12 protein-coding genes are annotated in these 12570 nt (G+C 73.5%); 6 read left to right on the top strand and 6 right to left on the bottom strand.

Going from position 1 to position 12570, the window contains the following annotated elements; translation table 11 throughout:
* Positions 1 to 172 precede the first annotated feature (172 nt).
* Positions 173 to 1099, bottom strand: coding sequence for an LLM class F420-dependent oxidoreductase (locus OO47_RS30490; protein WP_030222446.1), 927 nt, complete (start codon positions 1097 to 1099; stop codon positions 173 to 175).
* Between the two features lie 116 nt (positions 1100 to 1215).
* On the opposite strand from OO47_RS30490, the gene OO47_RS30485 reads away from it, so the two are divergent.
* The 3 genes from OO47_RS30485 (at position 1216) to OO47_RS30475 (ending at position 3576) form a co-directional block, all read left to right on the top strand.
* A complete protein-coding gene (locus tag OO47_RS30485; protein WP_033210872.1) occupies positions 1216 to 1743 on the top strand; it encodes an HD domain-containing protein in 528 nt (175 codons plus the stop codon).
* 85 nt (positions 1744 to 1828) lie between these two features.
* On the top strand, positions 1829 to 2491 hold the full coding sequence (locus OO47_RS30480; RefSeq protein ID WP_033210869.1) for an RNA polymerase sigma factor: 663 nt from the start codon (positions 1829 to 1831) through the stop codon (positions 2489 to 2491).
* The gene (locus tag OO47_RS30475) at positions 2488 to 3576 is read left to right on the top strand and encodes a CU044_5270 family protein (RefSeq protein WP_030222437.1); all 1089 of its coding nucleotides are present in this window, start codon (positions 2488 to 2490) and stop codon (positions 3574 to 3576) included. Before OO47_RS30480 ends, OO47_RS30475 begins: the two co-directional genes overlap by 4 nt.
* A gap of 85 nt (positions 3577 to 3661) precedes the next feature.
* Here the strand turns inward: OO47_RS30475 and OO47_RS30470 are convergent, their stop codons facing one another.
* A complete protein-coding gene (locus OO47_RS30470; protein ID WP_030222434.1) occupies positions 3662 to 4624 on the bottom strand; it encodes a glycerophosphodiester phosphodiesterase in 963 nt (320 codons plus the stop codon).
* A gap of 164 nt (positions 4625 to 4788) precedes the next feature.
* Between OO47_RS30470 and OO47_RS30465 the strand changes: the two genes are divergently transcribed.
* The gene (locus OO47_RS30465; RefSeq protein ID WP_030222431.1) at positions 4789 to 5532 is read left to right on the top strand and encodes an IclR family transcriptional regulator; all 744 of its coding nucleotides are present in this window, start codon (positions 4789 to 4791) and stop codon (positions 5530 to 5532) included.
* Between the two features lie 170 nt (positions 5533 to 5702).
* Positions 5703 to 6173 carry a hypothetical protein gene (locus tag OO47_RS30460; RefSeq protein WP_030222428.1) on the top strand — a complete coding sequence of 157 codons (471 nt, stop codon included), beginning with the start codon at positions 5703 to 5705 and terminating at the stop codon, positions 6171 to 6173.
* Positions 6174 to 6238: 65 nt separating this feature from the next.
* Here the strand turns inward: OO47_RS30460 and OO47_RS30455 are convergent, their stop codons facing one another.
* The 4 genes from OO47_RS30455 to OO47_RS30440 all read right to left on the bottom strand — a co-directional run bounded on the left by OO47_RS30455 (position 6239) and on the right by OO47_RS30440 (position 11090).
* On the bottom strand, positions 6239 to 7687 hold the full coding sequence (locus OO47_RS30455) for a GH1 family beta-glucosidase (protein WP_030222425.1): 1449 nt from the start codon (positions 7685 to 7687) through the stop codon (positions 6239 to 6241).
* A 57-nt stretch (positions 7688 to 7744) separates the two neighbouring features.
* A complete protein-coding gene (locus OO47_RS30450) occupies positions 7745 to 8656 on the bottom strand; it encodes a carbohydrate ABC transporter permease (RefSeq protein ID WP_030222422.1) in 912 nt (303 codons plus the stop codon).
* A gap of 3 nt (positions 8657 to 8659) precedes the next feature.
* A complete protein-coding gene (locus OO47_RS30445; RefSeq protein WP_030222418.1) occupies positions 8660 to 9664 on the bottom strand; it encodes a carbohydrate ABC transporter permease in 1005 nt (334 codons plus the stop codon).
* A 91-nt stretch (positions 9665 to 9755) separates the two neighbouring features.
* Positions 9756 to 11090, bottom strand: a complete 1335-nt coding sequence (locus tag OO47_RS30440) for an ABC transporter substrate-binding protein (protein ID WP_030222415.1) — start codon at positions 11088 to 11090, stop codon at positions 9756 to 9758.
* A gap of 369 nt (positions 11091 to 11459) precedes the next feature.
* On the opposite strand from OO47_RS30440, the gene OO47_RS30435 reads away from it, so the two are divergent.
* Entirely contained in the window at positions 11460 to 12548 is a 1089-nt protein-coding gene (locus OO47_RS30435) for a LacI family DNA-binding transcriptional regulator (protein ID WP_030222412.1), read from the top strand.
* The last annotated feature ends 22 nt before the right edge of the window (positions 12549 to 12570 follow it).

Raw genomic sequence — 12570 nt, 5'->3', positions numbered from 1 at the left:
AGCTCATCAGGCACAAGATCATCCGACACCCGCAACACTCTGCCGCCACCAAGCTCGACCGCCAAGTCCCTGCACGGAACTCATTCTGAAACGTTCAGTAAGGGGTGTCTCGTCGATCAGGCCGGATCAGGCACCGAACACCGCGAACCCGGCATGATCGACGAGACACCCCTTAGGCCCTGTTCAGCTCCCCGAGCAGCCTCCAGGTGCGGCGACGGTCCTCCTCGCCGTTCACCTCCGTCGCGGTGAACACCACCTCCGTCGCCCCCGCCTCGCGGTAGCGCCGTATCCCCGCGGCCACGGTCTCCTCGTCGCCGATCAGGGCCAGGTCGGCGGCCCGTTCGGCACCCGACAGCTCGATCACCCGCCGGTAGGAGGGGATCCGCTCGTAGAGCGCGAGGGCTTCGGCCGAGGCCTCCCGCACGGCGTCCGCGCCGGACGTGACCACGCCCGGCACGAGGGCCACGACCCGGGGCGCGGGACGGCCCGCCGCCTCGGCCGCGGCGTTGACCGCCGGGACGATGTGCTCGGCGAGCGCCCGGGGGCCGGCCAGGTACGGCAGGATGCCGTCGGCGAGTTCACCGCTGACCCGCAGCGCCTGCGGCCCCATGGCGGCGACCAGGACCGGCACCGGAGGCTCGGCGCCCGGCACCGACGCCGAGTACGGGGTGGTGGCGGTCAGCAGCTCCCCGTGGAAGTCGGCGCCGCCCGTTTCGAGCAGCGGGCGCAGAGCGGTCAGGAACTCCCTGAGCAGCCCGATCGGCCGCTCGTACGGGATGCCGAAGCCGGTCTCGGTCAGATGGCGGGTGCCGAGGGCGAGCCCGAGGTGGTAGCGGCCGCCGGTGGCGGCCTGCGCCGTCTGCGCCTGGGACGAGACGAGCAGCGGGTGCCGGCCGAAGACCGGGATCGCGGCCGTCCCGACCTGGAGGCCCGGCACCTCGCGCCCGACGATCGCGGCGAGCGAGGGCGAGTCGTACGCGAAGGTCTGGCCGAACCACGCGGAGTGCAGGCCGGCGTCGCGCGCCTCCCGCGCGAGCCGCACCGTGGCATCGATCGGAAGCTGACGGGAGGTCGAGCTGAGCGTTGCTCCGAGAGTCATGCACCCGGCAACGGGCCCTTCCCGCACCGGCATTCCCGTTCCCGTGTGACGAACACGTGTCAGGAGCCCGGGGCCCGCCGCACCGCCGCCCGCCGCACCCCGCCATGATGGGAGGCATGAGGACTCTCGCCGAGGTGGACGCACTGGCCGACCGCGCGCACGCCGGACAGGTCGACAAGACCGGCGTCCCGTACGTCGAACACGTGCGCGCGGTCGCGGCCGGCCTGGAACCCCTCGGCACGCACCTGGCCATGGCCGGCCTGCTGCACGACGTGGTCGAGGACACCGACTGGACGGCGGAACGGCTCCGCGCCGCCGGGGTGCCGGACCGGGTCGTCGCCCTCGTCGAGGCCGTCACCAACCGGGCCGACCTCACGTACGAGGAGAAGATCCGGCGGATCACCGCCGACCCCGACGCCACCCTCGTGAAGATCGCCGACAACGCGCACAACAGCCGCACCGACCGGTCCGCCGCGCTCCCGCCCGACCAGCGGGAACGCCTCGCCGCCAAGTACCGCGCGGCCCGTGCCGTCCTCTGGCCCGCCGCCGACCCCGGCCGGATCGCGGTGATCCTGCGCACGGTCAACCCGGACCTCCTGACCGAACTGGACGGCCCCGCCCCGGACGCCGGCGCACCCTCCTGACCCGGCGCGCCCGTCCGCGGCCGGGCCCGAACCGGTGTGACCCGGATCACGGGAACCCGCTCCGGGCGCCGGACAGGTCCCAGACGTGAACACCGACACGCGCGCACGCATCCGGGACGGGGACCCGTCGGCCTTCGCCGAACTCTTCGACGCCCACGCCCGGGGCGTCTACAACCACGCCTTCCGGCTGACCGGCGACTGGTCGGTCGCCGAGGACGTCATGGCGGCGACCTTCCTGGAGGCCTGGCGGCTCCGGGGCAAGGTCGACCCCCACGGCGGATCGCTCCGCCCCTGGCTGCTCGGCGTCGCCACCAACGTGGCCCGCAACCACTGCCGGGGCAACCGCCGCTACCGGGGGGCCGCCGCCGCGTACGCCGCGGCCGTCCCCGAGCCCTCCGTGCCCGACCACGCCTCCGAGGTCGCCGGACGCCTCGACGACCGGCGCCGCATCGCCGCCACCCTGCGCGCGCTCGGCACGCTCCGCCGCACCGAACGCGAAGTCCTCGTCCTCTGCCTCTGGGAAGGCCTGGCCTACGCCGAGGTGGCCCGGGCCCTGCGCGTCCCGGTCGGCACCGTCCGCTCCCGGCTCTCGCGCGCCCGCGCGAAGCTCCGCGACGGCGCCGAGGCGGAACTCGCCCGGGAGGGAAAGGAATCCGATCCGCGGGAACGGGAACCCGCCGCCCGCCCCCGACAGACAACAGGTGATCGCGCGAACGCGGTCCGGCCCGCACAGGAAGGAATCCGATGAACCCCGAACCGACCGACCCCCGTACGGCGAACCGGCACCAGACCGGGGTCCCCTCGGCGATCCTCCCGGCGATCGAGGAACGCGACCTTCCTCCGGGCCGCCACCAGTTCCACAAGGAGCACCTGATGAACCGGATCCACGACGACCGACGCGCCGCCGCCCGCGCGCCCCGCAACCCCTTCCTGCGGAAGGCGGTCCTCCTGCCGGCCGCGACCGCGCTCGCCGGCGCGCTCGCCGTCGGCGTCCTCGTCCTCGCGCCGGGTGGGGTCCCGGACGCCGGCGACCGCGCCACCGGACCCGCCCTCACCACCGCCATCGGCGTCGCCGACCCCCACGGCGCCCCCCGGCTCCTCGACCGCATCTCGCTCGCCGCCGCCGGGGCCGAGACCCCCCGCCGCCGCGCCGGGCAGTACGTCTACATCGAGACGCGGAGCGCCTCCACCCACGTGAGGACTGTCGACGGGGTCAGCAGCCTCGTCGGCGTCCCCCTGCACACCCGGCAGTCCTGGCGGTCCCCCGACGGCCTCAAGGGATGGCTGATCGAGCCCGGCACCACCGGCCCCGAGGGCATCACCCTGGAGGGCACCGACGAGAAGGGCGACGTGCCCGAGCCGCACCTCGGCGCGCCCTCGCACGACTACCTGGCCACCCTGCCCACCGACCCCGGCGCGCTGCTGCGGAAGATCTACGAGGAGACCGAGGGGCAGGGCAACGGCAAGGACCAGCAGGCCTTCACCACCATCGGCGACCTGCTCACCGAGAGCTGGCCGACCCCCGAGCTCACGGCGGCGCTCTACCGGGCCGCCGCGAAGATCCCCGGCGTGGTCACGGTCGACGGCGTCACCGACGCCGCCGGCCGCAAGGGCGTCGCGGTCGCGCGGCTCGACGAGTTCAGCGGGCAGCGCACCGAGTGGATCTTCGACGACAAGACCCTGACCTTCCTCGGCGAGCGCACGGTCCAGGTGGTCGGCAACGGCGGGGAGGGCGGCCTGATCAAGCCCGGGACCGTGGTCTTCACCCACGCGATCATGGTCCGGGCCTTCGTCGACGACATGAAGGTCACGCCCTCCGGCACCGCCTCCTAGGGCGTGTGCCGGAAGGGGCGCGGACGACCGGCGCGGCCCCGCCCCCCGGTCCGGGGCCGCCCCCCGGTCCGGGAACGGGCGGGGCTCAGACCGCGCCTCGGCCCGCCGTCCAACCCGCCAGCTCTGCGGGCCGGTTGGTGATGATCCCGTCCACGCCGAGGTCGTCCACGGCCTTCCAGCGGCCGGGGGTGTCGACCGTCCAGACGTTCACCGCCACGCCCGCCGCGTGCAGCTCGCCGACCACGTCCGGCTTGTCGGTCAGGGCGGTGTGCGCGACGTTGTACGCGGTGAGGCCCAGCTCCCGCGCGAGCGCGGCCGGATCGGCGTCCAGGGTGGCGCGCAGGAGACCCAGCGGGAGTTCGGGCGCCAGCTCGTGCGCGTACCGCAGGGAGGGGACGTCGAAGCTCTGGACGAGGACCCGGCGCGTTATGGCCTGCTCCCTGACGTCCCGCACGATCCGGGCCACCTCGTCGCGGCTGTGCAGGCCCTTGATCTCCAGGAGCAGGTTGCCGCCGCGCTCCCGGAGGTCCGCCAGCTGGGCGGCCAGGGTCGGGACCCGGGCGCCGGCGTAGACCGGGGCGAACCAGGAGCCCGCGTCCAGGGCGTCCAGCTGGGCGGAGGTCAGGGAGCGGATCGGGCCCGTCCCGTCGGTCGTCCGGTCGACGGTCGGGTCGTGCAGGACGTACGGCACGCCGTCCTTGCTCGGCTGGACGTCGTTCTCGATCCACTTCGCCCCGCCCCGCCGGGCGACCTCGTCGGCGACCAGCGTGTTCTCGGGCGCGGCGGAGGAGGCCCCCCGGTGGGCGAACACGGTCGGCGGCGCCCCGGCGGGACGGATCCAGGGGCTCTCCGAGGCCTTGGCGTCCGGCTCCGCGGGACGGGGCGCGGACGGACCGGAGGACGGGCCGGAGGCCCCGGAGGGCGAGAACGGCGGGGACGGAGCGGTGACGAACACGGCCGCGAGCGCCGCCACGGCGACGGCCCCGACGGCGAACCCGGCGGTCCGACGGCGGTGCGACCGGAAAACGGGGGGAAGAGCGTCTTTCATGATCGCACACCCTAAAGGCGACGTGTCGGACAACGGCGTGTTCGCGCCACGACGCGCGGTCCGAGCCCCTTCGCCGGAACGTGCGGTCTGCGGCATGGTGGGAGGCGTGCCCGGAGCCGTGCCGTCGGGGGGCCGCGGCCGGGCGTGCGACGTGAGGGGGACTCATGGACACCGGTGTGGACACGGGAACGGGGGCGGGCGGTGCCGGGGCGGCCGCGGCGCGGGACGCGCAGGAGAGGGCCCCGCGCGGCCGGGGCGTGCTCGAAGGGGCGTTCGCCCTGCTCGACGCCCTCCGCCGCAACGGCGACGAGGCCGGGGTGACCGAACTGGCGCTCGCCTGCGGAGTGCCCAAGGGCACCGTCCACCGGCTGCTCGACCAGCTGATCGGCGTCGGCGCCGTCGAACGGGCCGGAAACCGCTACCGGGTCGGTCCGCAGCTCTACCGGCTCGGCCAGGCCTGGGAACCGCACCCCGGCCTTCGCCCCGCCGCCCGGCTGCCGCTCCAGCGCCTGAGGGCCGCCACCGGCGCGAGCGTCGTCCTCGTCGTCCTGCGCGAGGAGGCGGCGCTCACGGTCGGCTCGGTGCCCGGCGACCTGGAACCCCTCCTCCCCGTACGGGACGGCCTCGCGTTCCGGCTCGACACCGCCGCCGGGAAGGCCCTCCGGGGACCCCGGGGGAGCGGCGCCGTCCTCGACCGGGAGGACGTGATGGAAGGGGTGTGCTGCGCCTCGCTGCCGGTCCGCGCCCCGGACGGGCGCACGGTCGCCGCGCTCGCCGCCATGGTCCCGGCGGGCCGCCGGCTCGACGCGCTGGCCCACGCCGTCGCCGGGGCCGGCGCCGCGATCACCCGCGCGCTCGCCGGGGCCGGCCGGCGGAGACCGCTCCCGCCGGCCGCCCTCGTACCCTGAGGAGGCCGTCGGGCGGTCCTGTTCCGTCCAGCGGAACGCGCGTAGAACCCGGACGGGGGAGCCGGGCACAGTGGGGGTCGTGCCGGGGGGAAACGGCACACCGGATCCTCCGGGGACGGCGGACCGGACACCACGTCACATCCGTGACCCGATGTGTGGGGGGACACCACATGCGCAAGAACCGAGCCGCCCGACTGGCCGCCACCGCCCTGCTCGGACTCGGCACCCTCGGCGCCTTCGCCGGCACCGCGCACGCCGAGCCGATCGACTACGTGAAGATCGAACTCGTCGAGCTGCACTGCCAGAAGAACAGCGAGGGCGACCACGACGAGGCCTACCTGAAGATCACCGACGCCAATGGCAACGCCGTCAAGGTCTGGCCCGGCGGCAGCCTGAAGTACCAGACCATGGGCACCGGTTACGTCCGCTCGATGGCCGACGGCAACGGCAGCGCGGCCCTGATCCTGGGCAAGCAGCAGGCCCGCACCCTGACCCTGTGGGACTACGACTCGACCAGCGGCGACGACAAGCTCGGCGCCACCCTGGTCACCGGCTCCGAGGCCGGCGCCGAGACCCAGTGGCGCACCGTCGAGGGCTCCGGCGGCGTCTACGTCATCGGCTACCGGGTGATCGACATCTGACGTCACGAAGGGAAGGCTCGGGGGCCGTGCCGGTGGTCCGGCACGGCCCCCGGGGCGTCTCCGCGTCAGCCCGCGTCCGGGGCCGTCAGCTCGCCCGACCGCGCCACCCGCGCGTACCAGCGGGCGCTCGACTTCGGCGTCCGCTCCAGGGTGTCGTAGTCGACCCGGACCGCCCCGAACCGCTTCGCGTAGCCGTACGCCCACTCGAAGTTGTCCAGCAGCGACCAGAGGAAGTAACCGCGCACGTCCACGCCGTCCGCCATCGCCCGGTGCACCGCCTCCAGGTGCGCGTGCACGTAGGCGGCCCGCTCCGGGTCGTGCACGGACCCGTCCGGGCCCACCACGTCCTCGTACGCCGCCCCGTTCTCGCTGATCACCAGCGGAAGGCCGGGGTACGCGGCGGACACCCGCTTCAGCAGGTCGTACAGCGCGCCCGCGTCGACCGGCCAGCCCATCGCCGTCCGCTCGCCCGGCGCCCGGTGGAACGCCACCCGGTCCGCCCCCGGCCACGGGGAGTGCTCGCTGTCTCCGTGCCCGTCGTCCTGCGGCTTCTCGGCGCCCTCCGCGACCTCCGACACCAGGGTCGGCGCGTAGTAGTTGACCGCGAGCAGGTCCAGCGGCTGCTTCGCCGTCGCCGTGTCCCCGTCCCGCACGAAGGACCAGTCGGTGAGGTGCGCGGTGTCGGCGAGCAGGTCCTCGGGGTAGGCGCCCTCCAGCATCGGGCCCAGCCAGATCCGGTTGCCGACGGCGTCGATGCGGCGCACCGCGTCCAGGTCCCCGGCGGAACCGGTCAGCGGCCGCACCTCGTGCAGGTTCAGGGAGACGGAGAGCTGCTGCGGACGGCCCGCCGGCAGCGCGGCCCGCAGCGCCCGGACCGCGAGCCCGTGCCCCAGGTTGAGGTGGTGGGCCGCGCGCAGGGCGGCCACCGGGTCGGTGCGGCCCGGCGCGTGCACCCCGGAGCCGTACCCCAGGAAGGCGCTGCACCAGGGCTCGTTGAGCGTGGTCCACCGCGAGACCCGGTCGCCGACCGCGTCCGCGACGATCCCCGCGTACTCGGCGAACCGCTCGGCGGTCGACCGCTCCGGCCAGCCCCCCGCGTCCTCCAGCTCCTGCGGCAGGTCCCAGTGGTAGAGCGTCAGGGCCGGCTCGATCCCGGCGGCCAGCAGCTCGTCCACGAGCGCCCGGTAGAAGTCCAGGCCCTTCTGCACGGCGGGGCCGCGCCCGGTGGGCTGCACCCGGGACCAGGAGACGGAGAACCGGTAGGAGTTCAGGCCCAGTTCGGACATCAGGGCGACGTCCTCGCGGAACCGGTGGTAGTGGTCCACGGCCACGTCGCCGGTGTGGCCCTCGAAGACCCTGCCCGGGGTGTGCGAGAAGGTGTCCCAGATGGACGGGGTGCGGCCGTCCTCCGCCGCCGCTCCCTCGATCTGGTACGCGGCGGTGGCCGCGCCCCAGAGGAAGCCGGGCGGGAACGAGCGGACGGCGGTGAGCGGCCGGGTGTCGGACGCGGTCATAGGAGGGAGCTCCCAACGCTGGTGCGGGATCGGTACGTTGTGGTGGGGAGGGGCCGGTCAGCTCTTGACGGCGCCGGCCGTGATGCCGCCCACGATGTGCTTGCCGAGGAAGGCGAAGACGAGCAGCAGCGGCACGGTGGAGATCAGGGCGCCGGTCAGCACGATGGCGTGGTCCACGCTGTGGTTGCCCGCGCCGAGCCCGGCGAGTGCCACCTGGAGGGTGGGGTTGCCGTCCGGGGTGAGTGCGATGAACGGCCAGAAGAAGTCGTTCCACGACTGGACGAAGACCAGCATGCCGAGCACCGCCATCGCGGGCCGGGCCACCGGGAAGACCACGTGCCAGATCACCCGGAGGCTGTGCGCGCCGTCCATCCGGGCCGCCTCCACCAGCTCCACGGGCAGCGCCTCGACGAGGAACTGACGCATGAAGAAGACGCCGAAGGCGGCGACGAGCGAGGGAAGGACGACCGACTGGAGCTGGTCGACCCAGCCCAGGTCCGTGACGATCTGATAGAGCGGGATGACGCTGAGCTGCGGCGGGATCGTCATCGTGGCGACCACGAGCGAGAGCAGCATCGTCCGTCCCCGGAAGGGGAGTTTGGCGAAGGCGAAGCCGGCGAGCGTGGAGAAGAGGACGGTGGACACGGCCACCAGGCTCGCCACGATCGTGGTGTTGACCAGGGCCTCGCCCATGTCGACCTGGTTCCAGGCGAAGGTGAGGTTGTCGAAGAGACGGGGGCCGGGCAGCAGCGGCGCCGGGGCCGCCACGACCCGCTCGCCGGTGTGCGAGGCGGCGACCACGTTCCAGTACAGCGGGAAGAGCGAGACCGCCGCGGCGAGGACGAGCAGGACGTACGTGAGCGGTCCGGCGTGGTGCTGCCGGCCGGCCGACTGCCGGAAGCGCCGGCCGGGCCCGGGGCGTTCGGCCGCCGGGTTCGCAGGGCGGGGCGCGTCGAGTGTGCGTGCCATGGGTCAGCCCCCCAGCTTCTTGCGGTTGTGGCGGGAGACGAGCGCCTGGACGCCGCCGACGATCAGCAGGAGCAGCAGCATCACCCAGGCGATGGCCGAGGCCTGCCCGAGGGCGCCGGTGACCCACCCCTTCTCGTACATCAGCAGGCTCAGCGTCTGGAACTGGTTGCCGCTGCCGCCGCTGATGCCGACGCTGCCGCCGTAGAGCATCGGCTCGCCGAAGAGCTGGGTGGCGCCGATGGTGGAGACGATGATCGTGAAGAGGATCGTGGGCCGGATGGAGGGGATGGTGACGCTGAGGAACTGGCGCCAGCGCGAGGCCCCGTCCAGGGAGGCCGCCTCGTACAGGTCGTTCGGCACGGCCTGCATGGCGGCCAGGTAGATCAGCGCGTTGTAGCCGGTCCAGCGCCAGGTCACGATCGTCGAGATGGCGATCTGCGCGGGCCACTTGGACGCCTCCCAGTCGACCGGGCCGACGCCGGTCCACTCCAGGAGACTGTTGATCATCCCGTAGTCGGCGTTGAAGAGCTGGGCGAAGACCAGGGTCGCCGCCGCGATCGAGGTGGCGTACGGGGCGAGGATCGCGACCCGGAAGAAGCCGCGGCCCCGGAGCTTGTAGTTCAGCAGGTGCGCCAGGCCCAGGGCCATGAGCAGTTGCGGGACGGTCGAGATGACCCCGATGGTGAAGGTGTTGACGAGCGCGTTCCAGAAGAACTCGCTGGTCGCGAGGTCGGTGTAGTTCTCCAGGCCCTTCCACTCGGCTCCGCCGCCGAGCTCCACCCGGTGCAGGGAGAGCCAGCCGGTGTAGATCAGCGGGAAGAGGCCGAAGGCGGCGAAGGTGAGGAAGAAGGGGGCGACGAAGACGTACGGAATCGCCTTCAGGTCCCAGCGGTAGAGGGTGCTGCGCCAGCCGCCGGGGGCGGGGCGGCGGCCGCGCGGGCCGGGGGAGGAGGGCGGGGCGGCGGGCGGCGGGGAGCCGTCGGACCGCGCCCGGGCGGAGGTGGCCACGGGGGCGTCCTTCCAGGTCGATGCGTGCGCTGGTGCGGACGGTGCCGGTCCGCCGCCCGGCAGGCGGCGGCGGACCGGCACGCGGCCCCCGCTACTGGTCGATCTTGTCGTCGACCAGCTTCTTGACGTTCTCCCAGGCCTTGGCCGGGTCGGTGCCGCGCTGCTCGATGTCGAGGATGCCGTTGTCGGTGAGGAAGGTCTTCACCTGGCCGTCGTAGCGGCTGATGCTGGCGGGTGTGATCCGGACCGCCGCGCCGGAGAAGATCTTGCCGACCGGGGTGTCGCCGAAGTACGGCAGCTTCGCCTCCTGGACGGCGACCGAGGTGAGCGTGTCCTTGGACGAGGGGATGTTGCCGTTGACCGCGAACACCTTGGCGTGCTGCTCCGGGGCGGTCAGCCAGGCGGCGAGCTCGGCCGCCTCCTTGGCGTGCTTCCCGGACTTCGGCACGGCGAGGAAGGCCCCGCCCCAGTTGCCGGCCACCGGCGGCGCGGCGATGTCCCACTTGCCCTGGTTGGCAGGTCCGGCCTGGTCCTTGATGATGCCGGTCATCCAGCTCGGGCAGGCGACGGTGGCGAACTTCGAGTTCTTGAAGGCCGCGTTCCAGGTGCCCTTCTCGTCGAACTGGCGCAGCTTGGCGGTGAGTCCGCCCCGCGCCGCCGCGACGGCGGTGTCCCAGGCCTTCTTCACGCCGGGGCTGTTCTCCCAGTCGAGCTTGCCGCTCGCGTCGGCGTACTGCACCGGGTCGCTGGAGACGACCGCGTTGAAGAGGCCGCTCGCCGAGTCGTGGAAGGCGGTGCCGGCGGGCGCGTTCTTCTGGTAGGTCTTCCCGGCCTCCAGGAACTTGGACCAGTCGCCGGCCCACAGCTTGCCGACGGCGTCGCGGTCGGTGGGCAGCTTGGCCTTGGCGAAGAGGTCCTTGTTGTAGCAGACGGCCATGGGGCCGATGTCGGTGCCGAGGCCGATCACCCGGCCGTCGGCGGTGGTCGCCTGCTTGACCTTCCAGTCGAGGAAGGCGTCGAGCTTCGCGCCGCCCTCCTTGCCCAGGTCCACCCACTTGTCCGCCATGGTGGAGCCGGTCGCCTCGGCGATGTAGCCGACCTCGATCGCCTGGATGTCCGCGAGCCCGCTGTTGCGGGAGAGGCGCAGCTTCAGCGTGTCCCAGTACTTCTGCCCGTCGGCGACGTTCGACTCCTCGATCTTGATGCCGGGGTGGGTCTTCTCGTACTCGGCGTAGAGCTTGGCGCCGGTCTTGTCGTCGTAGCCGAAGGAACCGAAGGTCCCGACCCGCAGCGTGATCGTGCCGCCGCTCTTGGCGCCGTCGTCACCGTCGCTGCCGCAGCCGGTGAGCAGGGTCGTGCCGGCCACGACGACGGCGACCGCCGCGCTCGCCGTGCGGCGCCCGCGTCTGCTGCTGGAAGTGCGCATTCCACTCTCCTCGTCCAAGGTGGTGCTCGTTGTGCGCCAGGGGGCCTGGTCGGCTGAACGCGGCTCGGCGGCGGCCGGCCCGGACCCGTCGCGGGGTGTGCGCCTCGTCTATGGGAGCGCTCCCACGTCGTTGCCGGAAGGTTGCTGCCTGCCGGGTGCGGGTGTCAAGAGATGAACGCGGATTCGTTACGGGAAGGTTTTCCGGGGGTTTCGCGCCTGCCCGGCGCCCCGGCCCGCCCGCCCGTCACGTCACCTCCTGAACGCACCTCGTGGTGCGGAGGGCTCCGGGTGATCTAATGTGGGAGCGCTCCCACACTGTCGGGGGCCGAACGAACGGTCCGTTGTCCTCCGAGGGGAGCCATCGAAGTCGTGAACGGACGGCAGAACGGCAGGCCCACCCTGGAACAGGTCGCGGCCCGGGCCGGGGTGGGCCGGGGCACGGTCTCCCGGGTCATCAACGGCTCCCCCCGGGTCAGCGAACGGGCCAGGACGGCCGTCACCAGGGCCGTCGCGGAACTCGGCTACGTGCCCAACCAGGCCGCCCGCGCCCTGGCGGGCAGCCGCACCGACGCGATCGCGCTCGTCATCCCCGAGGCCGAGGCCCGGCTCTTCGCGGAGCCCTACTTCCTCGGCCTCATCCGCGGTGTCAGCATCGAACTCGCAGCATCCGACAAGCAGTTGCTGCTCACCCTGGTCCGCACCGAACAGGAGCGGCAGCGTTTCGAGCAGTACCTCGCGGCCCAGCGCGTCGACGGCGTGCTGCTCGCCTCCGTCCACGGCGACGACCCCCTGCCCGACCGGATCGGGGAGCTGGGCCTGCCGGTCGTCATGAACGGGCGCCGCACGGAGGCCGAACCCGTGCCGTACGTGGACTCCGACAACATCGGGGCGGGGCGGGCGGCCGTCGCCCACCTGGTGGCGCGCGGCCGGAGCCGGATCGCGACCGTCACCGGGCCGCTCGACATGTACGTGGCGCGCGCCCGGCTCGGCGGCTACCGGGCCGGTCTCGCGGAGGCGGGCCTCGCGCCCGACGAGGGCCTGGTGGCCGCCGGCGACTTCACCGAGGAGGGCGGTCGGCGGGCCACGCGGCTGCTGCTCGAGCGCAGACCGGGCCTGGACGCGGTCTTCGCCGCCTCCGACGTGATGGCGGCCGGGGCGCGCGCGGCCCTGCGGGAGGCGGGCCGCCGGGTGCCCGGGGACGTGGCCCTGGTCGGGGTCGACGATTCGCCGGTGGCACGGCTCATGGACCCGCCGCTGACCAGCGTGCGGCAGCCGATCGAGGAGATGGGCCGGACGATGGCGCGGATGCTGACAGCGGAGATCGCGGGAGGGCCGGAGGCCGCGGGAGGGCCGGAGACCCCAGGGGGTCCGGAGGTCCCAGGGGGCCCGGAAGGGGGCCGCGCGGGGAGCCGCCGTCGTGTGCTGCCGACGGAGCTGGTCGTACGCGAGTCCTCCTGAGGGGCGGGGTTCGGGGCGGACC

The sequence above is a fragment of the Streptomyces bikiniensis genome, assembly GCF_000716625.1.
Classification (GTDB): Bacteria; Actinomycetota; Actinomycetes; order Streptomycetales; family Streptomycetaceae; genus Streptomyces; species Streptomyces bikiniensis.
This window is presented reverse-complemented; position numbering and strand designations above follow the sequence as displayed.

Bases quoted from the DNA above. Each gene is read 5' to 3' on its own strand.
- OO47_RS30490 (WP_030222446.1), bottom strand. From the start codon at position 1,099: ATGACTCTCGGAGCAACGCTCAGCTCGACCTCCCGTCAGCTTCCGATC.
- OO47_RS30485 (WP_033210872.1), top strand. From the start codon at position 1,216: ATGAGGACTCTCGCCGAGGTGGACGCACTGGCCGACCGCGCGCACGCC.
- OO47_RS30475 (WP_030222437.1), top strand. From the start codon at position 2,488: ATGAACCCCGAACCGACCGACCCCCGTACGGCGAACCGGCACCAGACC.
- OO47_RS30470 (WP_030222434.1), bottom strand. From the start codon at position 4,624: ATGAAAGACGCTCTTCCCCCCGTTTTCCGGTCGCACCGCCGTCGGACC.
- OO47_RS30465 (WP_030222431.1), top strand. From the start codon at position 4,789: ATGGACACCGGTGTGGACACGGGAACGGGGGCGGGCGGTGCCGGGGCG.
- OO47_RS30460 (WP_030222428.1), top strand. From the start codon at position 5,703: ATGCGCAAGAACCGAGCCGCCCGACTGGCCGCCACCGCCCTGCTCGGA.
- OO47_RS30455 (WP_030222425.1), bottom strand. From the start codon at position 7,687: ATGACCGCGTCCGACACCCGGCCGCTCACCGCCGTCCGCTCGTTCCCG.
- OO47_RS30450 (WP_030222422.1), bottom strand. From the start codon at position 8,656: ATGGCACGCACACTCGACGCGCCCCGCCCTGCGAACCCGGCGGCCGAA.
- OO47_RS30440 (WP_030222415.1), bottom strand. From the start codon at position 11,090: ATGCGCACTTCCAGCAGCAGACGCGGGCGCCGCACGGCGAGCGCGGCG.